This is a genomic window from Planctomycetota bacterium (assembly GCA_016125255.1).
Classification (GTDB): domain Bacteria; phylum Planctomycetota; class Phycisphaerae; order Phycisphaerales; family Zrk34; genus RI-421.
The window spans coordinates 46085-71021 of sequence record WGMD01000026.1 but is presented as its reverse complement, the minus strand read 5'-3'; the positions used below and the strand labels follow the sequence as shown (position 1 = coordinate 71021).

Below are 24937 nucleotides of genomic sequence, written 5' to 3'. Positions count from 1 at the left end.
GGTCAACAAGATGCAGCGTCGCGATCGAGTCGGTTTACTTGACTTCGATCTTGCGCGGCTTGACCTCCTCGCGCTTGTCGAGCGTGATCTTCAATACGCCATCGACCAGGTGTGCATCCACCTTCGCTTCATCGACGCTTGTCGGCATCGTGAAGGCGCGCTGCACGCGGGTGAATCGCCGCTCGCTCAGGTGTTCCGTGCCCTTGGTCTCTTCGCTCTTGCGCTCGCCGCGGATCGTCAGCACGCCCGCTTCAAGCGTCACATCGACTTCGTCCTTCTTGAAGCCCGGCAGCTCGGCGCTGACGTAGATGTGGTTCTCATCTTCGTGAATGTCCACCGGATACGCGCCCACGAGACTCGTTTGCGTGTCCGCATCGCCGAAGAACCGCCCGAGCATCGAGTCGAACTCCCGCTGAATCGGTTCGAACGGATCCGCCCACGCCAGTCGACCATTGCCTTTACGTCGCAGAACAGGGTACATGTCAATCGCTCCTTACGATCGGCCAATATCCATGACGCGGTCGCACAGGCCGATCTTTGTGACGACCGACCAACCCTGTTCAAACGGCATGCCAAAACGCGCTTGACCTAAGCGCCGTCAATTCCGATATTTGTAAAATCAGACCATCCGCCCCCAACTGCCGTTTTGACAATTCCCGCCCGTCGCTTGCAAATATGACAGCCCTCCCCCGTTTAGCCGCGAGCCAGCGGCGAGCGCTTCCTCCTCCCCCCGCGTTCAAACCACCCCGTACGCCAACATCGCATCCGCCACCTTCTTGAACCCCGCGATGTTCGCGCCTTTGACGTAGTTGATGTGCTCGTTCTCCCCGCCGCCGTAGCGGACGCATTGCTCGTGAATGTTCTTCATGATCACGTGAAGCCGCTCATCGACTTCCTCCCGGCTCCACGAAATGCGCAGCGCATTCTGCGACTGCTCCAATCCCGACACCGCCACACCCCCCGCGTTCGCCGCCTTCCCCGGCGCATACAGAATCCGCTTCTCATCAAAGTACCGCGCCGCATCGAGCGTGCTGGGCATGTTCGCCCCTTCCGACACGACCCGGCACCCGTTCTTCACCAGCGCCTTCGCATCCTCCAGGTCCAGTTCATTCTGCGTCGCGCAAGGCATCGCCACCTCGCACTTAACGCCCCAGGGTGTCTTGCCCTCCATGTACTGGCACTTGTACTTGTCCGCATATTCACTGATCCGCCCGCGACGGACCTCTTTCAATTCCTTGATGAACGCGAGTTTCTCCATCGTCATGCCCTTCGGATCGTGAATCGACCCGTCCGAGTCGGACATCGTCACGACTTTGCCGCCGAGCTGCATCGCCTTCTCCGCCGCGTATGTCGCCACATTGCCCGACCCGCTGATGACGACGGTCTTGCCCTTGATCGAGTCGCCGGCGTGATTGAGCATGTTCTCCGTGAAATACACCGCGCCGTAACCCGTCGCCTCCGTCCGCACCAGCGATCCGCCGAAGGTCAGCCCCTTGCCGGTGAGCGTGCCGGTGAAGCGGTTTTCGAGGCGCTTGTACTGCCCGAACATGTATCCGATCTCGCGCCCGCCCACGCCGATGTCCCCCGCAGGCACGTCGGTGTCCTCGCCGATGTGCCGATGCAGTTCGATCATCAAGCTCTGACAGAACCGCATGACTTCCCGATCGCTCTTGCCCTTGGGGTTGAAATTCGCCCCGCCCTTCGCCCCGCCCATCGGCAATCCCGTCAGCGCATTCTTGAAACATTGCTCAAACCCCAGAAACTTCAGCACCGACTGCGTCACCGTCGGATGAAACCGCATGCCCCCTTTGTAAGGCCCGATCGAATTGTTGAACTGCACGCGCCACGCCCGATTCGCCCGGATGTTCCCCGCATCGTCCTCCCATGTCACGCGAAAAATAATGATCCGGTCCGGCTCCGTCATGCGCTCCAGTATCTGCGCCTGCTGATACACCGGATGATCCTGCACGAACGGCATCACCGTCTCGACGAATTCCTCGACCGCCTGCTGAAACTCCGTCTCGTACGGATTGCGCTTGCGCAGGCCCTGCATGAACGCCTTGACCTCTTTCGACGCCGCCCCCGCCGCCTTGGACTTGCCCATGAAATGCCTCCTTGAGGTGACGCCCCGATTGTACCGCGCCGCCATGGCGGCTTCGCACTTCACTCCACCCGAATGCTCAGCGCATGAATCTCCCGCTGCATCATCTCGCCCAGCGCCGCGTACACCATCTGATGTTTCTGCATCCGCGACTTGCCCTCAAACGCCGGCGACGCAAGCGTCACGACATAATGTCCGCCCCCCGATTCGCGCGCCCCGGCGTGACCGGCATGCAGATGACTCTGATCTTCGATGTCGAGCGACGTCGGATGCAGCGCCTCGGTGAGCCGGCGGCGGATTTTTTCGGGCGTGCTCTGATTCATGGTCCGGGCATTATATGGCCGAATAAAATCGGGATATGTCCAAACTCGTGCTCTTCGATCTCGACGGAACGATGCTCTCGACGCAAGGCGCCGGCATGCGCGCCATGGCGCGCGCCGGGGCCGGACTCTTCGGCGACGGTTTCCACTTCGACGGCATCGTCTCCGCCGGCGGACTCGACCCGCTCCTGTTCGCCGCCGCCGCCGGCCGCTGCGGCGTCGAACTCAATGACGCCAATCACGCCTCGTTCGCAGAGGCATACCATCGACTGCTCGCCGAAGAACTCGCCGCCGGCGTCCGCATTCTGCCCGGCGTCATCGAACTGCTCGACGAGATGCATCGCCACGCCGGCATCACCCTCGGCATCCTCACCGGCAACTACGCCCGCACCACCCCCGTCAAACTCCGAGCCGCCGGCATCGACCCCGACATCTTCGCCGTCGGCGCCTTCGGCGACGATGCGAACACGCGCCCCGGCATGGTCCCCGTCGCACTCGCCCGCTACGAAAAGCTCCACGCCCGCCCCGTGCTCCCCAATGATGTGATGCTCATCGGCGACACACCCAAGGACATCGACGCCGCCAAATCCAACAACTGCCTCGCCGTCGGCGTCGCCACCGGTCCCTACTCCACCGCCGAACTCCTCGACGCCGGCGCCGACCTCGCCCTCCCCGACCTCGCCGACCCGACGGCGATCTGGGAACTACTGGGCATGTCCAACCCGCACCAGCACTGATCCTTCAGGGCAGATGCCATCGGTCTTCTTCACGAGCCGCGACCGTCAGGGAGCGGTCGCGGCGCCGCAGATGGAACCGGGTCCGACCGCTCCCTGACGGTCGCGGCTCGTCAAATCGCACCCTCAAAATGGATTGGGCGGCTCCTTGATGTTCACCGCATCGTGACGATACGGCGTCGATGACGATTGGCGCGCCCAGCAGACGGCGTTGGCGATGACGCGGCGGATGTTGGGATCGAAATAGATCGGATACGTCTCGTGCCCCGGGGCGAAGTAGAACACGCGGCCTTTGCCGCGCTTCCAGCAGCAGCCGGAGCGGAACACCTCGCCGCCGGCGTACCAACTGATGAATACCAGCGCATCGGGCGCGGGGATGTCGAAGTGCTCGCCGTACATTTCGGTGTGCGGCAGCTCGAAGCAGGCGTCGAGCCCGTCGGTGATCGGATGCGACGGATCGACGACCCATACGCGCTCCATCTCCCCCGCCTCGCGCCATCGTAGACCGCAGCCGGTGCCCATGAGCCGCTTGAAGATCTTCGAGTAGTGTCCCGAGTGCAGCACGATCAGCCCCATGCCTTCGAGCACGCGCTTGTGCACGCGCGCGACGATGTCGTCGTTGACTTCGTTGTGCGCCTTGTGGCCCCACCAGATGAGCACCTCGGTCCTCGCGAGCACGGATTCGCTCAGGCCGTGCTCCGGTTCGTCGAGCGTGGCGCAGCGCACGCTGACGCCGTCGCCGAGCAGGCCTTCGATGCCCTCGCGGATCGCCGCGTGCATGCCGTTGGGATAGACCGCACGCACGCGCTCGTCCTGCTTTTCGTGGCGGTACTCATTCCAGATCGTGACATGGATCGTCATACGCAACTCGCTCCATCATAGGTGCTCGCGCAGGGCGCGACGCAGGACTTTGCCCATCGCATTGCGCGGCAGTTTATCGATATGCCGAATCTCGCGCGGCACCTTGAAGCCCGCCAGATGCTCGCGACAGAATTGCCGCAGCGCCGGCTCGTCGAAACCTGCATCCTCTTCCAATTCGACGAACGCCACCGGCACTTCGCCGCGCATCGGGTCCATGCGTCCGACCACCGCCGACTCGCGCACGCTCGGATGACGATTGAGCACTTCCTCGATCTCGCGCGGGAAGACGTTTTCCCCGGCGATGATGAGCATTTCCTTCTTGCGACCGGTGATGTAGAGGAAGCCCTCGTCGTCCATCTTGCCCCAGTCGCCAGTGAGGAAGTAGCCGTCGTCACGGATGACCTGCGCGGTCAGGTTGGGCAGCTTGAAGTAACCGGCCATGATGTTCGGCCCGGCGATCGCCACTTCGCCCTCCGCATTGACCGGCAAGTCGCGCCCCCGCTCATCGAGAATCTTCACGCTGTTGCGCGCCAGCAGTTTGCCGACGGAGCCGTCGCGGTGATGGGTGAGCGTGTTGAGCGAGACGACGGGCGACGTTTCGGTGAGCCCGTACCCTTCGCGGATCGGCAGATCGAAGCGCTCGCGGAAGCGGTCGGCGATGTCGCGCGGCAAAGGTTCGCCCCCGCTCACCGCCAGCTTGATCGAACGCATGTCGTCCGGCCCGGCGTCCTTGACGCTCATCAGCGCGCCGTACATCGACGGGATCGCCATGAAGATGTCCGGCTTGTGCTTGCGAATGAGCTCGATCATCTTCTTGGGCACGAAACGCGCGGTGTACACGACGCGCGATCCGACCGCCAATGGCAGAAGCGTCAGCCCCGTGAGCCCGAAACTGTGAAACTGCGGCAAAACGCCGAGGAAACAATCGGCGCTGGTGAGTTCGATGCGCTTGGCGCAGTCTTCGATGTTGGAGCGGAAGTTGCGATGCGTGAGCATGACGCCCTTGGGTTTGCCGCTCGTGCCCGATGTGTAGAGAATCACCGCCACGTCGTCCGCCCCCGCGATCGCCGGGAGCCGCAGCGGGGGCACGCCCTCGAAGCGCAGCTTGTCGAGTTGAAGAAGCGTCACATTTTCCGGTCGTTTTCCGAGGAATTCGAGCATCGGGCCGGCGGTGATGACCAGGTCCAGCTCGGCGTTGTCGATGATGTATTGCCGCTCCTCGTCGCCGAGGAGGTAGTTGATGGGCACGACGACGCGCCCGAGGATCCAAGCGGCGAGGGTCGCCATCGCGAACGCTCCGCTCGTCGGCAGCATCACGCCGATGCGCGTTGCGCCGGAGCGCGTTTCGATCTTCTCCGCCAGGTGCATCGCCCCGCCGACGAGGTCGATGTAGCGCCAGGTGCGCAGGTCGTCGATGACCGCGGTGCGCAGCGGATGAACCATCGCGCGGCGGAGGATGGGCCAGAGAATCGTGTACAAGGCGATCGCCTCACGCATGAACGGGTGACATCACCGACGCATCCGCTACAATACTCTCCCGATGCCGGTTCACTCAAGTTGCCCCCGCAATTCCCCGGAATCCCGGAATCCCACCTCATGAACAACACCCCTGCGACCACGACCATGCGGCTCGGTTTCACGCTTGCGTGTCTGTGCATGTTGATGCTCGCAAGCGGCTGCGAATCGACGCCCAAGACGAGCGGCAACAGCGCGACCGAACAGCTCAACAACGGGCTCAACGCCTATCGCGCCGGCAACGAGGCGCAGGCGATGACGATTCTTTCGCCGCTGACATCGAGCAGCGACGGCGATGTCGCCGGTCCGTCCAACGCGGTGCTGGGCCTGATCTACGCCAAGCGCGCCCAGCATGACCGCGCGATCGGTTACTTTCAGTCGGCGGTCACGAAACTGCACGGCGAGGACCTGGCGCAGGCGTATTACCATCTGGGCATGACGGAGCAGAAGCTCGGGCGATGGGGGTCGGCCCGGTCGCATCTGAGTCTGGCGATCAGCACATCGCGCGACGGGCGGTTCCGCGAATCGGTGCGACAAGCGATGGGCACGACGGCGTTCACGCTCCAGTTCGGCGCGTACAGTTCGCAGGGCAATGCGGAGCAGCGGGCGCGGGATGTGCGAACCGCACTGGCGGCGCTTCGGATCGAGCCGCAGGTCATCACGACGAACATCAACGGGCGGGTTCTGTACGTCGTGCAGGCCGGCGAATTCGGGTCGTACGCCAGCGCGCTCGAAGCGCGGACGAAGCTGGGGCGCAAAGATGTGGTCGTGACGCAGGCGGATCATTGATTTTCGTTCAGCCGCGAACCGAAGGTAAGCGCTTCATCGCTAAAGCGCTCGCCTTCGATACGCGGCTGAACGTCGGACACTTGCACGCGCCACCGGGACGGATAAGCTGTTTCTCCCTGAAACGTACACTTTTTTGAAGGATGCGACTGCGATGGCCAAGTCCACGACGCGTATTGAGAAGGATTCGATGGGCGAGATGACGGTCCCGGGCGAGGCGCTCTATGGGGCGTCGACGCAGCGGGCGGTGCTCAACTTTCCGGTCAGCGGGCAGCCGGTGCCGGCGGAGGTGATTCACGCGTTCGGCCTGCTCAAGGCGGCGTGCGCCGATGCGAACAGGAAGCTGGGCACGGTCAAGCCGCGCATCGCGGCGCTGATCCGCGCGGCGTCGATGGAAGTCGCGGCGGGCAAGCACGACGCCCACTTCCCCGTCGACGTCTTTCAGACCGGCTCGGGCACATCGACGAACATGAACGCCAACGAAGTCATCGCCAACCTCTGCTCGCTGGCCGCGGGCAAGGCGATCGGGTCGAAAGACCCCGTGCATCCCAATGATCATGTCAACTACGGCCAGTCGTCCAACGACACGTTCCCGACGGCGATGCACATCGCGGCCGTGCTGCTTTTGAAGGATCAACTCCGCCCGGCGCTGACGAAGCTGCACAAGTCGCTTTCGGCGAAGGCGAAGAAGTGGGACAAGATCGTCAAGATCGGCCGAACGCATCTTCAGGACGCCACGCCGATCCGCGTCGGGCAGGAGTTCTCCGGTTACGCGGCTCAGGTCGCTTATGCGATTGAGCGCACCGATCAGGCGATCACGGGCATGAGCGAACTGGCGCTGGGCGGGACGGCCGTGGGCACCGGGCTCAACACGCATCCGAAATTCTCCGGACTGGTGTGCGACACGCTTTCGAAGATGACGAAGGTGCGCTTCCGCGAAGCGCGCAATCACTTTGAGGCGCAGGCGACGCGCGACGCGGTCGTCGAAGCGTCGGGCATGCTCAAGACGATCGCCGTCAGTTTCTCGAAGATCGCCAACGATATCCGCTGGCTCGGCTCGGGCCCCCGCTGCGGGGTCGGCGAGCTGATTCTCCCGGCGATTCAGCCCGGTTCGTCGATCATGCCCGGCAAGGTCAACCCCGTCATCTGCGAGTCGGTCGTGCAAGTCGCGTGTCAGGTCATCGGCAACGACGCGGCGATCACCTACGGCGGATTCGGCGGCGTCGGATCGCTGATCGATCTGAACGTGGCGATGCCGATGATCAGCCGGAACCTCAACGAGTCGATCAAACTGCTGGCCCGCGCGGCCGACGTCTTCCGTGAGAATCTCATCGACGGACTCGAAGTCGATCGCAAGCGGTGCGCGGAACTGATCGAGCAGTCGCTGGCGATGTGCACATCTCTGGCGCCGGTCATCGGGTACGACAACGCCGCGGCGATCGCCAAGCAGGCGCACAAGGAGGGCAAGACCGTGCGTCAGGTGGCGCTCGAGAAAGGCGTGCTGGATCCGAAGAAACTGGATGAGCTGCTTGATCCGATGTCGATGACGGAGCCGGGCGTGAAGGAAGGCGTCGTGGCGGGCGGTTGAGTGAGTAAGGAGACCCACGCTTTGAAAGCGTGGGCTTCGGTGGGTCAGTGCGAAGAGTTTTCATGATGAACCAGCGCGGCGCGGATGCATGTGACGAAATCGCGGGGCGGATTGTGCCCGTGGTCGATGCGCGGCGGTGCGAGAACAAGGGGGCGTGCGCCCTAGTGTGTCCGTATGACGTGTTTGAGATTCGCACGGTGGAGGCGGAGCGGCTGCGCGAATTGGGGTGGATGACACGATTGAAAATTCGATTTCATGGGGGCAAGCAGGCGGCGGTGGCCCGGCCGGGGGAGTGTCATGCGTGCGGCTTGTGCGCGGCGGCGTGCCCGGAGAAGGCGATTCGGTTGGTCAAAGTCAATGACCCGAACGCGGGGGTATAATGCGGCGTAATAGTCGCATGCGCGGGGGCGGCGTTTTGGGAGTTCATCATGAAATATGCACTGACGTTGACGATATTGCTGGCGGGACTGGTCGCATGTAACGACACGACCGCGCCGACGCAGACTTCAGGCACTTCGACCGCCCCGCCGCCGACGGCGAGCGCGGCCCCGGATGAAGCTGCGACGAAACCCGTGGCGGATGTATCCGATCCGACGCCGGGGACATCACAGAAGCCGACCGCGACTGAAACGACAACCGCATCGGAGAAGCCCGCCATGTCGGACAAGGTGGTACGCACGGAAGAGGAATGGCAGAAGGTGCTCACGCCCGAGCAGTATCATGTGCTGCGGGAGAAGGGCACGGAGCGGCCGTTCACAAACAAGTATGACGAGTACTTCGAGCCGGGCGCGTATGCGTGCGCGGCTTGCGGGCAGATCCTTTTCATGTCCAAGACGAAGTTCAACAGCGGTTGCGGCTGGCCGGCGTTTTATGCAGCGGCGGCGGGCGATCGCGTGGTGCTCACGCCGGACAATTCGTACGGCATGCGCCGGACGGAAGTGACCTGCGCGCGATGCGGGTCGCACCTGGGACATATTTTCGACGACGCCCCGCAGACGCCGACGGGCCAGCGCTATTGCATCAACAGCGTGTCGATCAAGTTCATCCCCGAGTCGGAGCTGAAGGATTACAAACCGTTGCCGGCGGGGACCGTCAAATCGGACGCCGAAAAGAAGCCCTGACGCGGCGGTTCGGGCACACCGGTATCACATGACGCTGGATTGGCCTTGATGACGCCGCGCCGATGCGCGGCGTTTTCATGCGCGGAACGATTCGAGCCACCGTTCGATGCGATCGAGCACGCCCGGTTTGAGGCGATAAATGCGATGCGGCCCGCTGGTGCGTTGCGTGACCAGCCCGGTCTCGCGGAGGATCGAAAGATGCCCCGAGAGCGTGGGCATGCGCACCTTGAAGGCCGCGAGCAACTCGCCGACCGTGCAGTCACGCTGACGAAGCATCACCAGCACCCGCCGCCGCAACGGATGCGACACGCCCCGAAACACATCGACCCGATCCGCCGGTTTGAGAAGTGGTCTGCTCATATTTAGCATTTAGCCTAAATGTGATCTGATGTCAAGAAAAATGATGATGCACCCCTTGGTGAGCGGCGGGCGGAATGCGGAGGGAACGCGCAGCCCGCGGTTCGCAGTTCGCAGTTCGCAGTTCGCGGCTTGATGAAATGCGTGGCGTTTCAGCGGGGTCGGCGGCGCCACAGAAAGGCGCTGCCGGCGGCGAGGAGCATCAGCGTCGACGGCTCGGGGATCGTCGCGGCGCCGATGGCGAAAAGAGTCGCGTTGGAGATGGCGTAGACGGTGCCGTCGGGGCCGATGAGGGTCGGCGTGTAGGCCTGACCGAGGCCGTCGCCGAGCGTGAAGACTTCGCTGAGAGTGTTGTCGTCGAGGAACCAGCGGTAGAGCTTGCCGTCTTCATTGTTGACGAGCACGGAGCAGGTCGACGGATCGACGACGGCGGTATTGATGCACCACTCGCGCACGGCGTCGGGGAAATTGATCAGCACCGAGGCGTCGTCGGGCGTCGGCCCCAGAATCGTCATGACCTCTTTCATGATCATCGTGCCGGTCGAGTTGAGGCGCGGGTCGAGCTGCGTATCGTTCGGGTCGAGCAGCGCGATCATGTTCTGGCCCTGCCCGCCGGTCTGGTAGTAGTTGTTGTACTTGGTCATGATCAGGTAGTCGCTGGTCCCCGTGTATGCTTCGACCATCGACGCGGGGACGACGGAGGCGGTGTCATCCCAACCGAATCCGCCGGTCGGCTTCTGCGTGGCCAAATCCCCCGAAAAATGCAGCATCCAGCCGCGGCTCGTGTTGTCGAGCACGCCCATGTACACATCGCCATCCGGCCCGATCATCGGCGACGCCGTGCCGCTCTCGTTGAGCTGCGCGGGGTTGCCGGTTTTGTGGTCGAGCAGGTCGACGCTGCTTTCAAGCGTGAGATTCGTGCTGTCGAGGGCGAGCAGCCGGCCGGTGCTGCTCGCTGCGGATTTGACGGCGATGTAGAGCGTCGATCCGTCATTGCTCAAGGCCGGCGCGGCGTTCTGCAAGACGCGCCCCATGCCGCTCGAAAGACCCGGCACCGACTGCCTCGTGACGTTGCCCAGCGTGTCGACGCGGGCGATGCCGCTGTCGATCGTGCCGGTCGTCGAGTAATACCCGAAGTAGAGATTGCCCGCGGCGTCGGTCGTGATCGGCGTGTCGATGTAGATGTTGTTGTTGTAGAACGACGTGTTTGAACCATAGTCGGCGAAGAGGTGAATCTGACCCGTGGCCCCGACCGCGCTGTCGATGTTGTCACGATACGTGATCGTCCCGCCGATGTCGGGCAGGTAGACGCGGCCGGTGCCGGTGATTGCGGGCGAGAACGGGGGGAACCATCCGCCGATCGGGGCGCGCACGTAGCTCGTCGCCTGCGTCCAGAGCAGCGACCCGTCGACGCCGGACCGCCCTTCGAGTTTGAACCCGCTGGTCGCTCCGGTTTTGACGGGGACGATGACGGTGTTCGCCGCGGTGATGAGCGGCGAACCGTAATGCGCCAGCAGCACGCCCCCGCCGGCGTACTGCGGATTGAGATCGACGGGCGTGGACCACTTGAGTTCCTGAAGCGCCTGCGCCGTGTACGCCGACACGGCCGTGTGCTGCGCGTTCCCGGCGTAGTTGCTCCAGTCCTGCGCGATGGCGGCGCCGCAAAACGCGAACATACTTACCGCCATCACGACGACCGCCCGCACCGCTCGCATCTTCATTTGCATCACCCTCGCAGTTCGTGCCGCGCCAACGGCTGTCCTTCTCGCGTGCGTCGTTTCACATCGCCCGACGCTTTCCGCCAATATACCCGTCTTCCCCGGCAAATTGAAGAAAATTCCACAAATCGCCCACCGCGTTAGAATACCCGCCATGCTTCACTACTTTCGATTCCACGCCGACCTGCCCCACCCCGCGCCCGCCAGGCCCGTCTACGACAAGCCCGGCCCCGGCAGCGGGCATCCCGCACACTGCCCGCCGATCCGTGCGGCCTGTGCGTTCGGATGGGACGTGATCAATCCGTTCACCATGACCTTCGTGCGCGACACCGCCGGGAACTGGGACATCGAAGAAGCCGTGCAGGTCGAAAGCGATCTGGAGTTCGAAGGCGGCGTCAGCCCGCACCCGCAGACCAACGCATGGTTCTGGGAAAAAGGACAACAGCGCCCGCACATCATCACCGACAACGTCTACGCCCTGATCCGACATCAGTGCAAGATCAGCACGTACCTGTTTCTTCACACCGAGCCCGGCTGGATGCTCGCCATGAAAAACATCCCCTATCCGGGGCGGCCGCGGGACTGGTCCGTGATGGAAGCCCTCATCGAAACCGACTGGTACTTCCCCGCCCACCCCTGGCACTGCGTCATCGAACTGCCGCGCTTTGAAACTTCGCCCATCGACCGCGTCGTCATCGAAGAAGGCGAACCCTTGTGTCGCCTCGTCCCGCTCCGGCGCGCCGAGTACGCCGCCGCCGAGATGGACAACGACGCCTTCGGCGAACTCTTCGCCGCCGGGCAAGAGTGGCTCACCGATCACGGCAAAGAACCCCGCGGCGACGACCTGGACATCACCGGCGCCTACGCAAAGGAACAGGAATCAGCGATCTTCACGGTCGAGCCGGCGGAAGAAGAATAATGCCACAACGTCGTGTAGGGCGGGTCATCGACCCGCGCCGATCGTGAGATGATTCACAAAATAAAGACGCGGGTCAATGACCCGCCCTACTCCACTCAAACCGTGACACCCGGCTATTGTGACAACCGGCACAGCGCATACCACACAACAGGGAGTGCGAGCAACGCTAGGACTATCCCGGCGTATCCCAAAACTGATTGTGCAGCATTTGAGCGAGTGACCTTCTGGCCTGTCTTGATCTCCCAGATCAAGTCCGGCAATCGAGCGACCATTATGATTCCGGCCGCTACTGCGAGAAGGTAATTCCAGAAATACGCAAGAGCACCCAAGTATCCAGCGGTCACAACAATAAACAGAAGTGTAACAGCAGCATTTGAACGGCTCATCCGGCGAGATTCATTTGCGAGGAGTTCTTGAACGCGCTCAGTCGATGGTTCAATCGGCGGTGGTTTCCACAGAAACCCGCGAACGATGAACCCGATCAGGTTGATGCCAATGAGCATAAGCACCAACCATGCGCCAATTGCTTTGAATACGCAGACCAAGCGTGGTTGCCGCCTAACAGTTATTGTACATGAATTGGTCAAATAGCAGCCTAAAGCTAAATAGTGGGTGCGTCAAGGTAACTCTTTGCCGCGAATGGGTGCGGCGGGTGAGGGCGCACCCAAAGTCGCAAAGCACGCGATACGAAGCGCGCCACCATTTGGGGTCACCCTCACCCTGGCCCTCTCCCGGGGGGAGAGGGGGTTTTCAGAATATGCTGTTAGCTGATTTCCCACCCCTTGCGGTACTCGCGGGTGGTGAGCGTCTGGGCTTTTTCGTTGTTGGTGATTTTCATATTCGGCGCGTCCCACTCGAGCTTTTCGCCGGGGAGGGTGACGGCGATGAGGCCGAGGTTGACGGTTTCGGTGAGGGGGCCGGCGTAGGCGAACTGGTCGGTGAGGGTGGTGTCATTGCTCAGGCAGGCGTCGACCCACCCGTGCCAGTGATGGCGCGAGCCGAGGTCGGGCTTGGCCCAACTGCTGAGCAGGTCCTGCGGAAACACGCGGGGGCCGCCGACGTGCGGGAGAACCATGATGCCCTTGTCGCCGATGAACAGCGAGCCGGCGCCAGGGAAGTTCTGCCCGGCGGGCATCTGCGGCGCCAGCGCGCGGTCGGGCTGCCGGCCGCCGTCGTACCAGTAAAGCTCGACGGGGTCGGTCGTGAACGGCGTGCCGGGGAAGACGTAGGACACTTTGGACGTGCCGGGCCAACGCTGTTCGGTCATGCCTTCCTGCTCCGCCACGATCGTCTTGGGCGCGGTCAGGTCCAGCGCGCTAAAGGGCGGGTCGAAGATGTGGCAGCCGAAGTCGCCCAGACCCCCGCCGCCGAAGTCTTTCCACGCGCGCCAGTTGAACGGGTGATAGATGCCGTTGACGTACGGCCGCATGGGCGCGACGCCGATCCAATGGTCCCAGTTGATCGTATCGGGCACGGGATCACTCTTTTGCGGCGGGGCTTCGAGCGCGACGAAGCCCTTGCCGGAGGCGCCGACCCACGAATGCACCTGCGACACCTTGCCGATGAGCCCGTCCTTGATCATCCGCACCGCCATGCGGTATTCGATCTGCGAATGAATCTGATTGCCCATGCGCGTGATGACCTTCTGCTCGGCGGCGACCTGCGCCATCTTGCGGGCTTCCCAGAGCGTGTGCGTGAGCGGCTTCTGACAGTAGACGTGCTTGCCGAGGCGCATCGCATGCAGCGCGACATAAGCGTGCATGTGATCGGGGATCGTCACGTTGACCGCGTCGATGTCCTTGCCCATCTTGTCGAACATGTCGCGGAAGTCCTGAAAGCGCGGGGCATCGGGCCAGCGCTTGGCGGCTTCGCCGAAGCGGGCGCTGTCGATGTCGCACAGGGCGGCCATGCTCACCTTCGGATGCGACCCGATGGAGCTGACATCGCTCCAGCCCATGCCGTTGACGCCGATGCCGGCGAAACGGAGCATGCCGTTGGGCGAAGCGGCGCGGGCGAGGCGCGGCATGGCCCAGGGCAGCGTCGCCCCGGCCAGAGCAATGGATTTGATGAAGGTACGACGAGTGACGCGGGAGGGGTGTTGTTGATGCATGCGTGTGATGATACGAAAAAAAAGGTGTTGTAATTTGCTTGGCGGCGCAAATATACAGTAGAGCAGTGTAGGCATCGGACCGGCATCGGACCAGTGAGAAGCGGCGCAAACGCTGATGACACAGGATGATGGAAAACTCGACCGGGCGGCGCTCACCGTGCAGTGGCTCAGCGTCCTGCCGGCGCTGAGCACGTATCTGGCGGCCATCGTGCCCGATGTGCATCAGGCCAATGAGCTTTTGCAGACGGTGGCGCTGGCGGTGGTGGAGCATTTGGACCGGTACGACCCGCAGCGGCCGTTCAAGGCGTGGGTGCTGGGCATCGCGCGGAACAAGGTGCTCGAATGGCGGCGGACGACGGCGACCCATCCGCGCCTTTTCAGTGCGGCGGCGATGGATCAACTCGATCAGGCGTGCGAGCGGCTCGGCGATGAGTTGGATCATCGTCTGATCGCGCTGCGGCAGTGCGTCGAGCAACTTCCGGCCAATCAGCGGCAGGTGATCGCCATGCGTTACCAAGACGACCTGAAGCCGCGCCATATTGCCCAGCAGCGCGATGCCGACCCGCGCACGATCGCCATGATGCTCAGCCGCATCCGGGCCGCCCTGCGCAAATGCATCGAGCAGCGACTGGAGCGTGCATCATGAACGATGCGACGATCGACATGATGATCGACGCCTGGTTCGACGCGGCGCTCACCGATGAGCAGGCGATCGCGCTGGACGCCTGGCTCGCCGCGGACATGACGCACGCGGAACGCTTCCTGCGCGCCGCGTCGGTGCATGCGGGACTGAGTCAGCTCAGTGCGGACCAGGCGCTTCGCGGCGAAACGCCGCTCCCTTCGACTTCGCTCAAGGCAGACAGCGTCGGCATGGATTTGCGACAGGCGTCTTCCGCTTCCCCCCACGCCGACGCTGAGCCGGCTCGGCGGCGAAGCGTCTGGTACGCAAAAGGGTTCAGGGCTCAGGGGTCAGGGTTCGGCGTCAAGGCCGCCATCGCCGCCCTGATCGCCCTCGCCGCCGCGCTCTATTTTGTCTTCCTGCCGACTGCTCCGAACTCCCCGCTCCCCGCTCCGCACGCCGCCGCCCCGGCGTCTTTCGCCATTCTCTCCGACCGCTCCGACGACGCCGCATTCGCCGACGCCGAGCATTCCCTCGGCGAAGGCCTCACCGCCCCGATCCAACTCACCGCCGGCCGGGCGCAGCTCATGTTCAACTCCACCGCCGTCGTCGACCTGACCGGCCCGTGCGAATTCGCCATGACCGGTCCCAACCGCGGCCGGCTCACCGGCGGCACCCTCGACGCCTACGTCCCCCAAGGCGCGCACGGGTTCACCGTCGAAGGTCCGCATGGCGTGCGCGTCATCGACCTCGGCACCGCCTACGCCATGCATGTCACCGCCGACGGACTCACCGCCGTGCGCGTCTCCGAGGGCCGCGTTGAAATTCAATGTGGCGATCAGACGCGCTTGCTCACCGCCGGGCAGACGCTCGTCGCCGATTCCGGCCTGCTGCGCGACAAGCGCGAGGACGAGGACTGGTTCGACGCCGACCGCATTTCGCCCCTCGATCGCATCACCGCGACGATCCTCAAGTCGATGGGGCCTGTCGCCTGCTGGCGTTTTGATTCGGCCCGGTCCAGCGTGTTCGTCAATCGCATGAGCCCGGCGCTGACGGCCAAGCTCGTCGGTCACGCCGCGGCCGAACGGTTTGACGACCGTACGGGTCTGCGTCTCGACAACGGCGCGGTCCTGCGGGCATTTGAGGATCGGACGCCGCCGGTCGGCGAGGCGTTTTCGCTCGTGGCATGGGTCAAGTGGGAAGGGGGAGGGCCGTGGCAGCGCGTCTTCGATTTCGGGCAGGACACGAAGCGCTACATGTTCCTGACCGTTGACGCCGGCGACACCCTCCGGCCGCGCTTCGCCGTCACGACCGACGGCCGCAATGGCGAGTTTCAGCTTGATGCGCCGCAGGCGATGCCGGTCGGGCGATGGGTCATGCTCGCCGTGACGATCGATCATCAGATCGCCGCGATGTACATCGATGGCCGGCGCGTCGTCTCCCGCGACGATCTGTCCATCACCCCCGCTCAGGCCATCGGCCGCAACAACTATCTCGGCCACAGCCAGTTCCCGACAGATCCGACTTTCAACGGACTCATCGAACAGGTCGCCGTGTTCGATCGGGCGCTGAGTGCAAAGCAGATTCAAACGCTCTGTGAACCGACGCGCACGTCCTTCGACGAGGCGTCGCCGATTCCATAACGGTCTGATCATTTGAATGGGACACTGCGAACCTGAAGGAGATTCCCAATGAATCGTCGCAAAAATGGCTGGAACATCGTCAAGCAATGTGCTCTGTTGATGCTGCCTGTGAGTCTGGCGGCGGGCGAGGCGGCGCATGCCGCGCTCGTCAATCGTTACAGCTTCACCACGGACGCCTCCGACTCGGTCAGCGCCGCCAACGGCACGCTCCAGAGCGGAGCCAGCGTCTCCGGCGGAGCCGTCCAGCTCAATGGAACCAATCAGTACGTGAGTCTGCCCGCCGGCATCATGTCCGGCGACACCAGCTTCACCATCGAAGGATGGTTCACCTATACCGCCAACGGCAACTGGACCCGTTTGTTCGACTTCGGCAATGACACCGCTCACTACCTTTTCCTGAGCCCCAATGCCGGCGGGTCCAACGCCCCGCGCTACGCCATCAAGAACGGCGGGACGGAATTGCAGGCCAACGCGACGGGCGGCATGGCCAACGGCTATCACTTCGCCGCCGTCACCTATGACTCGGCCACCACCACCGCCAATCTCTACATCGACGGCGTCCTGGCCGGAACCAACACCGGTCTGAACATCAATCCCTCAAACCTGGGGTCCACCGCCAACAACTACCTCGGCAAGAGTCAGTTCGCCGACCCCTATTTCAAGGGCAGCATCGACGAGTTTCGCATCTACAACACGACGCGCGGCGCTGACCAGATCGCCGCCGACTTCGCCGCCGGGGCCGACACGAGCGTGCAGGCGAATCTCGCCGTGCTGGGCGATTGGAAATTCGCCCAGAACGGCAATAACGTCGCCGTGTCCAACGGGCAGGTGATCGGCACCGGCAACTTCACCGCCGCGAATCTGCTCGATTCAAGCAATAATCATCACACCGGCAACGTCGTCGGCACGCCGCACTACCAGACCTTCGATCCTTTCACCGTCGGCCGCGCCGGGTCCGACGGCTACGCCGTACACACCGGAGCGACCGGGGCTGGACAAGGCAATCTCTATTTCAACGCCAATGCCGACCTCCAGGCCATCTCCAACTTCTCCGTCTGGACCCGCTTCAATCTCCAGAGCTACTCCAACAGCGGCGGCAACTTCGTCCTGCTGGACCAGCCCAACACGTGGTTCGTCTTCGTCGCCAACAACGCTTCGCACCATCTGATGGTCAACTTCGGCGGCGCCGACACCAACATCGACCTCGGCCTGACGATCAATACCAACACATGGTACGACCTGGGCTTTTCCTTCGACGGCATCGGCAGCGACGCCAACCCCGACACGCTCACCATTTACCTCAACGGTCAGGTGATCTCCACGCTGACCGGCGCGGCGAGCATGACCGTCCATGACTGGTTCCACATCGGCTCGTCGGGCAACAACACCCAAACCGCCGACGCCCTGTTCGATCGCGTGATCTTCTGGAGCGGCGTGGCGGATAACGCCACATTCCAGTCGCTGTCCATTCTGGTGCCCGCGCCCGCCGCGCTGCCCGCCGGGCTGGCGCTGATGGGGATGCTGACCCTGCGCCGTCGCGGCCGTTGAAACCGAAAGCTCAGGGATCGCCCTCCCTGAGCTTTCCCATCCGGACCCGCACCATGAAAAAGCGCGCCTTTACCCTCATCGAACTGCTCGTCGTCGTGGCGATCATCGCGCTGCTCATCGCCATGCTCCTGCCCGCCCTGCGCGAAGCGCGCGAGAAGGCGCGCATCGCCGTGTGCGGGTCCAATCAGCGACAGCTTGTGACGCTCAACTACGTCTACGCGGCCGACAACCGCAATCAGCTCCCGCTCGACGCGGTGAACAATAACGGCAACTGGCTCTGGGACCTGACCCGATGGCAGACCGATCGGATCATCAAGCTCGGGGCCGCACGCGATTTTTACTACTGCCCGTCCAACCGGGATCAGAACGACGACGGCTTGTGGAACTACAACAGCGTGTACCGCGTGACCGGATACTGGTTCACGTACCGCCGGCTCGTCGGCGCGATGATCGTGCCCAGCGGACAATTTCTGACGGGGAAGATTTACACCGAGTCAATTCTCACGCCCCGGCCCAGCGACACCGAACTCGTCACCGACGCCACGCTCTGCGACAACAACAATAATTTCGATTCGATCCAGGGCGGATTCTACAAGCCGCACCACACGCCGCACCTCGACGGCGTGGGCAAACCGTCGGGCGGGAACATGGGCTTCATCGACGGGCACGTGAGCTGGCGCCCCTTCGGCGACATGGCGATCGAACGCATCAATCCGCAGAGCTGGTTCTGAATCAGCGGGTGATCCCGGTCCGCGCGCCGCGACCCGCCTTGTCGCGCGCCGCCGGTGGGTCATTTCACCCACTTCGCGCACCGGCGCGGCGCAAGTCGCGCACCGGGATGGCAAATCGGACGCGGCGGTGCGCATGCGTTTGCGTAAGTCCTTATTCGATCGCGCACGGGCGCGCCGGGGCTTCCGCGCCGGTGCGCACGGGTCCGTCCGGTGCGCGCTTCATGCGGGAAATGGACGAAAAAAGGTGCGATTCCGAGGCGGGAACGAGGGCGCACGGGGGCGACGAAAAACCGGGTTGTTGCCGCGCCGGTGCGAATGGGCAAGGAACCACATGGGCACGCGCATGAAAAAACCCGCGGAGGGGTCCGCGGGTTTGAGAAGTCGAGGGTGCGGCGGGTCAGGTAGCGGAGGCCTCCTGGGCCGGTGCGGGCGCGGGGGCCGGGGCCGGGGCGGGTTTAGCGGCCGGGGGCGGGGCGTCGGACATCATGGCGGGCTTGGCCTTGGGCTTGGCGCCGGGGGCCATCATCATGGTCATGCGGCGTCCCTGAATGCGCGGGGTCATTTCGACGTGAGCGCAGTCGTCGAAGCTGTTGCGGATGTCGTCGAAGATCTTGAAGCCGATTTCACGGTGGGCCATCTGGCGGCCTTTGAAGAGGATGGTGAACTGGACCTTGTGCCCATCCTTGAAGAACTCGCGGGCCCGGCTGGCTTTGATCTGAAGGTCGTGATCATCGGTGCCGGGGCGGAGTCGGACTTCCTTCATTTCCGACTGCTTGGAGTTGCTCTTGGCCTTGGCTTCCTTCTTCTTCTGCTGGTACTTCCATTTGCCGTAGTCCATGATGCGGCAAACGGGCGGCGAGCTGTTGGGGGCGACTTCGACAAGGTCGAGGCCCGCCGCCTTGGCGCGCTGCATGGCGGAAGCGGTGTCGATGACGCCGATCTGCTCGTTGTTTTCGTCGATCAGTCGAATGGGGCTGATACGGATGCGTTCGTTGATCCGGAGACTCTTGCCGGGCTCTTCACGCTTGGTAAATGAACGTCGCCTGCTGATGTGTCGGACTCCTGAGGGTTTGCACGCGTCGGACCGCCGCACCATGCGGTTGGCCCGACGCCCTGTCGGCGCAATTATGCCGGACGACCGCTTCCGGTCGCCCCCATAATCTATCGCTGTTATCGGCCACAGGCAAGCAAAGCTTTGGTAAATCAGGTGAAACCTGAGCCGTCGGGTCTCCGGCGTCCGCCAAAAGGCCCCTGCGGATCGCTGACTGATTTTGCTCAGTTTCGCCGGGTGAAGATCGACACGTAATACATGAGCGTCAAAAGCGAGGTCACCAGGGCGGCGACGTAGGTCATCGCCGCCGCGTCCAGCACACGCTTGACATGCCGGTCTTCGTCCTGCCGGACGAGTCCGAGGGTCAAAAGAAGCTCGCGCGCCCGGCTCGAAGCATTGAATTCACACGGCAGATTGACGAGCTGAAACACCACCGTCAGGCCGAACAGAATCACGCCCGCCAGCATCAGGTGCATCATGTTGAAAATGACGCCGGCGATGATGACGATGTAGCTCAGCCCCGACCCGAGCGACGCCATGGGGACCAGCCCGTTGCGGAGTCGGAGGGGGAAATAGCCGACCGCGTCCTGCACCGCATGCCCCGCTTCGTGCGCCGCGATGCCTAACGCCGCCAGCGATCGCCCGTTGTACACCTCGGGGCTCAAGCGCAGCACCTTATGGCGCGGGTCGTAATGATCGCTGAGCCAGCCGTTGACCTGCTCGATGCGGACGTCGGACATGCCGACCTCCCGGCAGATGGCTTCGGCGGCCTGAGCGCCCGTCAGCCCGCTGGCCGGGCGAATCTCCGACGCCGCGGCGTAGGCGTGCCGCACCTTCGCCTGAGCCCACATCGCAAGCAGCAGGCCCGGGATCATGTACATCAGATAAACCTGGTCGAAATAGAACATGGCGAATCTCCGTGGTCCTGACAAATCCTTACCGACTATCATACGCCGCATGACCCCGCCGGTTCGCACACGTGATCGCCTCGAAGACCTCTACCAGCAGTTCCACCACCCGCGCTTTCTCGGGTCCGATCCGCTTCAGGTCGTCTACGCATACGCCGACCCGACCGATCGCCAGATCATCGGCCTCATCGCCGCGCTGCTCGCCTACGGCAACGTCCGCGCGATCCTCGGCGGGATCGCGCAGGTCACGACACGGCTCACTCCGCGCCCGCATGAATACCTGCTCAATTCATCCCCCGCCGCGATCGAGCGCGACTTCCGCGCGTTTCGCTATCGCGTAACGAGCGGCCAGGAGATGGCCGCCCTGCTCGTCGGAGTGCGGAAAATGCTCATCGCGCATGGCGATCTGCATGCGGGTTTCGCCGCGCAGTTGCGCGATGAGGAGCCCACGGTGATCGGAGCGATGGGTCGATGGGTGGACGAACTGACGCGAGCCGCCGGTCATCCGCTCATGCATCTGTTGCCGCATCCGTCGCGCGGGTCGGCGTGCAAACGGCTGTGCCTGTATCTGCGATGGATGGTGCGGCACGATGCGATCGACCCGGGCGGATTTGCGGCTGTTTCCCCGGCGAAACTCGTCATTCCGCTGGACACGCACATGCACGCCATGGCTCGCCGCCTGCGCTTAACGCGCCGCCGCACGCCGACGCTGCCCACCGCGATGGACATCACCGCCGCGTTCCGCCGGCTCTGCCCCGACGATCCCCTGCGCTACGACTTTTGCCTGACGCGCCCGGGCATCCTGCGCGTCCCCATGTAGCGGTCATTGCACATCCACCTGTATGCACACGCTTGCGTTGACCCCCGTCCCGTCGCGCCGCTGCACCTCGAATCGCGCGACCCGCCCCGGCGTCGCAACGGGCGCGTGAATCGTCAACGTCACATGCCCTGCCCCCGCATCCGCAAGTTCCGCCTTCCACATGACCGGCCCGCACACCGACAAGTCCCCCGCCGTCAGCCCGTCGACCGTCAGATCGACGCTCAGGGCATCGCCCCGTTTCACCGCCGCCGGCGCGGTCAATGAAACCTTCGGCGGCGCGAGCGATTCTGCAAGTTTCGCCTCCGCACCATCAAACAGCAGCATCAGCGGCGCATCGCTCACCGAAAGCGTGATCGCATCATGCACCGCGTGCAGCGCACTGCGCGAACCATCGAGTCGCACGCAGTCGATCGCCCCCGCCGCATGGATCGGCACGTCGACGATCTTCGTCGCGTCATCGGCCCACATCACCTCCAAACAATGCCCCGCTTCATCGCGGAACAGGTACGCCCGCACGCCGTTGTCGTACACCTTCTGATCGACGAACTTCTTGACGCCGATGGCGTTGACGAGGTGGTAGTACGTCACCGCGTCGAGGCGCGGGTTGTACAGGTCGTATTTGCAGTCGATCATGCAGTGCGTATCGGTGATCGACCCGCGGGCCTGACCTTTCGGGTCGGGGTACTGAATCGTGAACCACCCGATGGTCGCGCCGCCCTCGGCGAAGAAGGTCGTGATCTTTTTGATCATCGTCGTGGCGACGGCCCGCCGCGTCTGACCCTGGCTGTTGAGCCCGATTTCCGTCGCGTGCAGCGGTTTGACCGCATCGTATTTTTTCATCAGATCGCGATACTGCCGCATCGTTTGGCGCATCTCGTCATAGGACTCGTAGCTGTGAAAGTCATAGGCATCGAGCGCGTTCTGGTAGCCCGCCTTGAAGTATTCCTCGTTGGGCTCGACGCTCGTGCCCAGCACGATGATATTCGGGTCGAAGGCCTTGACCGTCTCGTAAATCGCCTTGTACGCCTCGACGTTGTCGAGCACCTTCTGCCCCGTGCCGTGCGGTTCGTTGCCCAGCGCGATCATCGACAGACCCTGATCCGCGTACTTCTCCAGAAAATTCCGCATGCCCTGCCGCAGCGCGGTTTCGTCAATGTTGGCGAACCCGTGGTCCTCGACTTCCGACGCACGCGTGCCGGTGATCCATTTCATCCCCAGCTTCCGGCACAGATCGATCCCCGGCCCCTCGGGCTTGTACGGCGGCTTGCTCGACCATCCGCCCCATACCCCGACCTGCCGAATCCCCAACCGATCCGCCAGCTCGAAATACACCGGGATGCGGCTGTCCCAGTTGCGCACGGTGAACGGCACTTGCGTCGGAGCATACCGATTCGTCGGAGCCGGCGGCAGAATCGCCAGCCCCGCGTACTCCTCGGTCGGCTCCGCCTGCGCCTGAGGAACGGCGACATGCAACTCGTAAAACTTGCCGATCATGATGCGATCCGCCGGCAGCGTCACATCGGCCGCGTAAGTGAACTGCCCCGGCTTCGATTCGCCGCTCGTGAGCGTCACGTCGATCGGTTCGAGCATCAGCGCCCCGCCGTCGTCGCGCAGCGTGCAGGTCGCCTTGCATTCCTCGGGCATGAGCGGCGCATCGGCTTCGACGCGGAGGTGCAGGCGCACTTCGTCGCCCGGCATGAACAGGTTGCCGAGCACATCGCTCGACAGCAGAATCCGGCGTACCTTCTGATGCACCGGCTGCGTGCTCAGACGCGCGGCCGACAGATCATCGAGCTGGTACGACCCATAGGTCTTTTCAAATGTCACCACAAACCGCCCCGCCGCCGCGCCGTCAGGCAGGTCCAGCGTTTTCGTGACTTTTTGCCATGCCGTCTTGCCCATGCCGTATGCCACCGGCAGCTTCGTCATCGACGCGCCGGCGTGGTCGAAGACCTCCAGCATTACCGCGGCGTGATACGAATTGTCCGGCGAATGCAGGTCCGAACGCTGCGTCAGCGCGATGGCCCATATCCCCGGCGCGACGGCGAATCGCGGGCCGGTCGCGCTGGCGGGCTTTTCGATTTCGTCGATCGTGCGCGCCAGTTCAATGCATCGCCCGCCGGCGGCGCCGGGTTCGGACAACGCGACATGGCCTTCAAGGGTCCAGCCGCCTTCGAGCGCCGCCGCGTCATCGAAGGTTTCGCGGATCGTGTCGCCCTGTCGCTGCGCTTCGATCGTCGCATCGAGCGCGTCGGGCGCCAGGTCCATCCACGGCTTGAGGTCTTCGCTCGATTCGCGCGTCAGAAGGATGGCGATCCCGCGGGCCGGGTCGTGCCATTGGCCGTCGTTGGCCCCGCCCCAGTGTTCGACCCCGCCGACTTTGCGCGGGTCGATGGTCAGGTCGTGCCATTGTCCGTCGGCCTCGACGGTCCGCCCCTTGAACTGAAAGCACTGACCGGTGCCGTCGTTCAAGCGCAGCGTGTAGGTGCGGGCGTTGGGCGAGCGCATCTTCAGATGAATCGCCTCGATCGCCTTGACGTTGAAATCCTCCAGCGAGCGCTCCGCACTGACGTAGCGCCCGCCCTGCGTGAAGTCGGCTTCGAGGTGCAGGGCGTGATGCTCCGCCGGCGGTTCGGCCGCCAGCAGTTTCAGATCGCCGCGCGCCCCGGCGAATTCCCATCCGAGATTGAGCTTCCAGTCGACGACCCCCGCCGCCAGCGCGGTATCGAACGGCAGCGAACGGGTGACGATGGAAGTTTCCGGCGCGGGTGTGAGCATGGCGTCGCGCACGAGCAGCGAACCGGTGACGCCGGGCGCATGGCGCGTGTCGAGAATCGCCAGCAGTCGACACGGTTGATGCCACTTCGCATCGTTGGCCCCGCCCCAATGTTCGTACTGCTCGGCGATGTTCAGAGCGGACGAAGTTCCGAGCTTATCGAAGTATGCGCGAACGGGGATGACGACTTGCTGCCATCCGCCGTGGTCGGCGATCTTGAGCTTGATCTGATGCGTCTGACCGGACCCGTCGACGAGGCGCGTGCCGAGCGTGTTCATCCCGGCGGGGGCATTGAGCCAGAACGTGATCGTGTCAACGGGCACATTCGGCGGCACGATACTGGCCTGCACGTACTGCCCGCCGGCGGAAAAGTCGCCGGCGAGTTTGAGCACGGGGCGGCCCTCAAAGGGCTCGTCGAGCGCCAGAGTGCCCTTGGCGCCGGGGAACTCGGGGGCATCGTAGAACTTCCACCCACCCATCGGTTTGTCCGCATCGATCAAAGGCCGGGGTGACTGGGCGAAGACGGCGACGGCCGGAAACATGACCATCACGAACCACAGGCGGCGGGCGAATTGCGGCAAGGGAAATCTCCGTGGCGGGGGGCGGAGGATCGGCGGTGGGACGACCCGAAATTATACCCGTGCCGGGCAGTTCCAACAGACTGATCCATCGCCCTTTGCGTAACATATGAACCGGTGGGCTCGAATTTTC

At 63.5% G+C, this 24937-nt stretch carries 23 protein-coding genes; 11 read left to right on the top strand and 12 right to left on the bottom strand.

What is annotated here, in order from left to right; all coding sequences use genetic code 11:
* Window positions 1-34: 34 nt before the first annotated feature.
* The 3 genes from GC162_17305 to GC162_17295 all read right to left on the bottom strand — a co-directional run bounded on the left by GC162_17305 (window position 35) and on the right by GC162_17295 (window position 2424).
* Window positions 35-481 (bottom strand): Hsp20 family protein, encoded by a 447-nt coding sequence (locus GC162_17305; GenBank protein MBI1370396.1) that lies wholly within the window; start codon window positions 479-481, stop codon window positions 35-37.
* A gap of 255 nt (window positions 482-736) precedes the next feature.
* Complete coding sequence (locus GC162_17300; protein MBI1370395.1) at window positions 737-2104, bottom strand: NADP-specific glutamate dehydrogenase; 1368 nt, start codon at window positions 2102-2104, stop codon at window positions 737-739.
* Window positions 2105-2163: 59 nt separating this feature from the next.
* Entirely contained in the window at window positions 2164-2424 is a 261-nt protein-coding gene (locus GC162_17295; GenBank protein MBI1370394.1) for a BolA/IbaG family iron-sulfur metabolism protein, read from the bottom strand.
* A gap of 35 nt (window positions 2425-2459) precedes the next feature.
* Here GC162_17295 and GC162_17290 point away from each other — a divergent pair, with 35 nt between their 5' ends.
* Window positions 2460-3158 (top strand): HAD hydrolase-like protein, encoded by a 699-nt coding sequence (locus GC162_17290; GenBank protein MBI1370393.1) that lies wholly within the window; start codon window positions 2460-2462, stop codon window positions 3156-3158.
* A gap of 123 nt (window positions 3159-3281) precedes the next feature.
* On the opposite strand, the gene GC162_17285 is transcribed toward GC162_17290, so the two are convergent.
* Together GC162_17285 and GC162_17280 are read right to left on the bottom strand one after the other, a co-directional pair.
* Window positions 3282-4016, bottom strand: a complete 735-nt coding sequence (locus tag GC162_17285) for a trehalose utilization protein ThuA (GenBank protein ID MBI1370392.1) — start codon at window positions 4014-4016, stop codon at window positions 3282-3284.
* 15 nt (window positions 4017-4031) lie between these two features.
* Window positions 4032-5513 carry an AMP-binding protein gene (locus GC162_17280; protein MBI1370391.1) on the bottom strand — a complete coding sequence of 494 codons (1482 nt, stop codon included), beginning with the start codon at window positions 5511-5513 and terminating at the stop codon, window positions 4032-4034.
* Here GC162_17280 and GC162_17275 point away from each other — a divergent pair.
* From GC162_17275 to msrB, 4 genes are all read left to right on the top strand, one after another.
* Window positions 5451-6320 carry a hypothetical protein gene (locus tag GC162_17275; GenBank protein ID MBI1370390.1) on the top strand — a complete coding sequence of 290 codons (870 nt, stop codon included), beginning with the start codon at window positions 5451-5453 and terminating at the stop codon, window positions 6318-6320. The two genes, GC162_17280 and GC162_17275, sit on opposite strands and share 63 nt — an antisense overlap.
* Window positions 6321-6471: 151 nt before the next feature.
* Window positions 6472-7905, top strand: coding sequence for an aspartate ammonia-lyase (locus GC162_17270; protein MBI1370389.1), 1434 nt, complete (start codon window positions 6472-6474; stop codon window positions 7903-7905).
* Window positions 7906-7970: 65 nt separating this feature from the next.
* Entirely contained in the window at window positions 7971-8285 is a 315-nt protein-coding gene (locus GC162_17265; protein ID MBI1370388.1) for a 4Fe-4S dicluster domain-containing protein, read from the top strand.
* 276 nt (window positions 8286-8561) lie between these two features.
* Window positions 8562-9026 (top strand): peptide-methionine (R)-S-oxide reductase MsrB, encoded by a 465-nt coding sequence (msrB, locus tag GC162_17260; protein ID MBI1370387.1) that lies wholly within the window; start codon window positions 8562-8564, stop codon window positions 9024-9026.
* Between the two features lie 75 nt (window positions 9027-9101).
* Here the strand turns inward: msrB and GC162_17255 are convergent, their stop codons facing one another.
* Window positions 9102-9395, bottom strand: coding sequence for a metalloregulator ArsR/SmtB family transcription factor (locus tag GC162_17255; GenBank protein MBI1370386.1), 294 nt, complete (start codon window positions 9393-9395; stop codon window positions 9102-9104).
* 140 nt (window positions 9396-9535) lie between these two features.
* Window positions 9536-11257 carry a PEP-CTERM sorting domain-containing protein gene (locus GC162_17250; GenBank protein MBI1370385.1) on the bottom strand — a complete coding sequence of 574 codons (1722 nt, stop codon included), beginning with the start codon at window positions 11255-11257 and terminating at the stop codon, window positions 9536-9538.
* Between GC162_17250 and GC162_17245 the strand changes: the two genes are divergently transcribed.
* Window positions 11256-12020 (top strand): hypothetical protein, encoded by a 765-nt coding sequence (locus GC162_17245; protein ID MBI1370384.1) that lies wholly within the window; start codon window positions 11256-11258, stop codon window positions 12018-12020. The genes GC162_17250 and GC162_17245 overlap by 2 nt on opposite strands.
* Before the next feature lie 113 nt (window positions 12021-12133).
* Here the strand turns inward: GC162_17245 and GC162_17240 are convergent, their stop codons facing one another.
* Entirely contained in the window at window positions 12134-12523 is a 390-nt protein-coding gene (locus tag GC162_17240) for a hypothetical protein (GenBank protein MBI1370383.1), read from the bottom strand.
* A 260-nt stretch (window positions 12524-12783) separates the two neighbouring features.
* Window positions 12784-14337: a gfo/Idh/MocA family oxidoreductase gene (locus tag GC162_17235; GenBank protein MBI1370382.1), complete on the bottom strand. Its 1554-nt coding sequence runs from the start codon at window positions 14335-14337 to the stop codon at window positions 12784-12786.
* Here GC162_17235 and GC162_17230 point away from each other — a divergent pair.
* Genes GC162_17230 through GC162_17215 form a run of 4 tightly spaced genes read left to right on the top strand, consistent with a single transcriptional unit; the run spans window position 14246 to window position 18671 of the window.
* Window positions 14246-14776, top strand: coding sequence for a sigma-70 family RNA polymerase sigma factor (locus tag GC162_17230; GenBank protein MBI1370381.1), 531 nt, complete (start codon window positions 14246-14248; stop codon window positions 14774-14776). The genes GC162_17235 and GC162_17230 overlap by 92 nt on opposite strands.
* Window positions 14743-16392: a hypothetical protein gene (locus GC162_17225; GenBank protein ID MBI1370380.1), complete on the top strand. Its 1650-nt coding sequence runs from the start codon at window positions 14743-14745 to the stop codon at window positions 16390-16392. The genes GC162_17230 and GC162_17225 overlap by 34 nt, the downstream gene beginning before the upstream one ends.
* Before the next feature lie 48 nt (window positions 16393-16440).
* The gene (locus GC162_17220) at window positions 16441-17940 is read left to right on the top strand and encodes a hypothetical protein (protein ID MBI1370379.1); all 1500 of its coding nucleotides are present in this window, start codon (window positions 16441-16443) and stop codon (window positions 17938-17940) included.
* Window positions 17941-17993: 53 nt separating this feature from the next.
* A complete protein-coding gene (locus tag GC162_17215; protein MBI1370378.1) occupies window positions 17994-18671 on the top strand; it encodes a prepilin-type N-terminal cleavage/methylation domain-containing protein in 678 nt (225 codons plus the stop codon).
* Window positions 18672-19068: 397 nt separating this feature from the next.
* On the opposite strand, the gene GC162_17210 is transcribed toward GC162_17215, so the two are convergent.
* Both GC162_17210 and GC162_17205 read right to left on the bottom strand, forming a co-directional pair.
* The gene (locus tag GC162_17210) at window positions 19069-19767 is read right to left on the bottom strand and encodes a translation initiation factor IF-3 (GenBank protein MBI1370377.1); all 699 of its coding nucleotides are present in this window, start codon (window positions 19765-19767) and stop codon (window positions 19069-19071) included.
* A 179-nt stretch (window positions 19768-19946) separates the two neighbouring features.
* Window positions 19947-20630: a zinc metallopeptidase gene (locus GC162_17205; protein ID MBI1370376.1), complete on the bottom strand. Its 684-nt coding sequence runs from the start codon at window positions 20628-20630 to the stop codon at window positions 19947-19949.
* Here GC162_17205 and GC162_17200 point away from each other — a divergent pair.
* Window positions 20629-21450, top strand: a complete 822-nt coding sequence (locus tag GC162_17200) for a TIGR02757 family protein (protein MBI1370375.1) — start codon at window positions 20629-20631, stop codon at window positions 21448-21450. The genes GC162_17205 and GC162_17200 overlap by 2 nt on opposite strands.
* Before the next feature lie 3 nt (window positions 21451-21453).
* Here the strand turns inward: GC162_17200 and GC162_17195 are convergent, their stop codons facing one another.
* Entirely contained in the window at window positions 21454-24807 is a 3354-nt protein-coding gene (locus tag GC162_17195; GenBank protein MBI1370374.1) for a cellulase family glycosylhydrolase, read from the bottom strand.
* Between the last annotated feature and the right edge of the window lie 130 nt (window positions 24808-24937).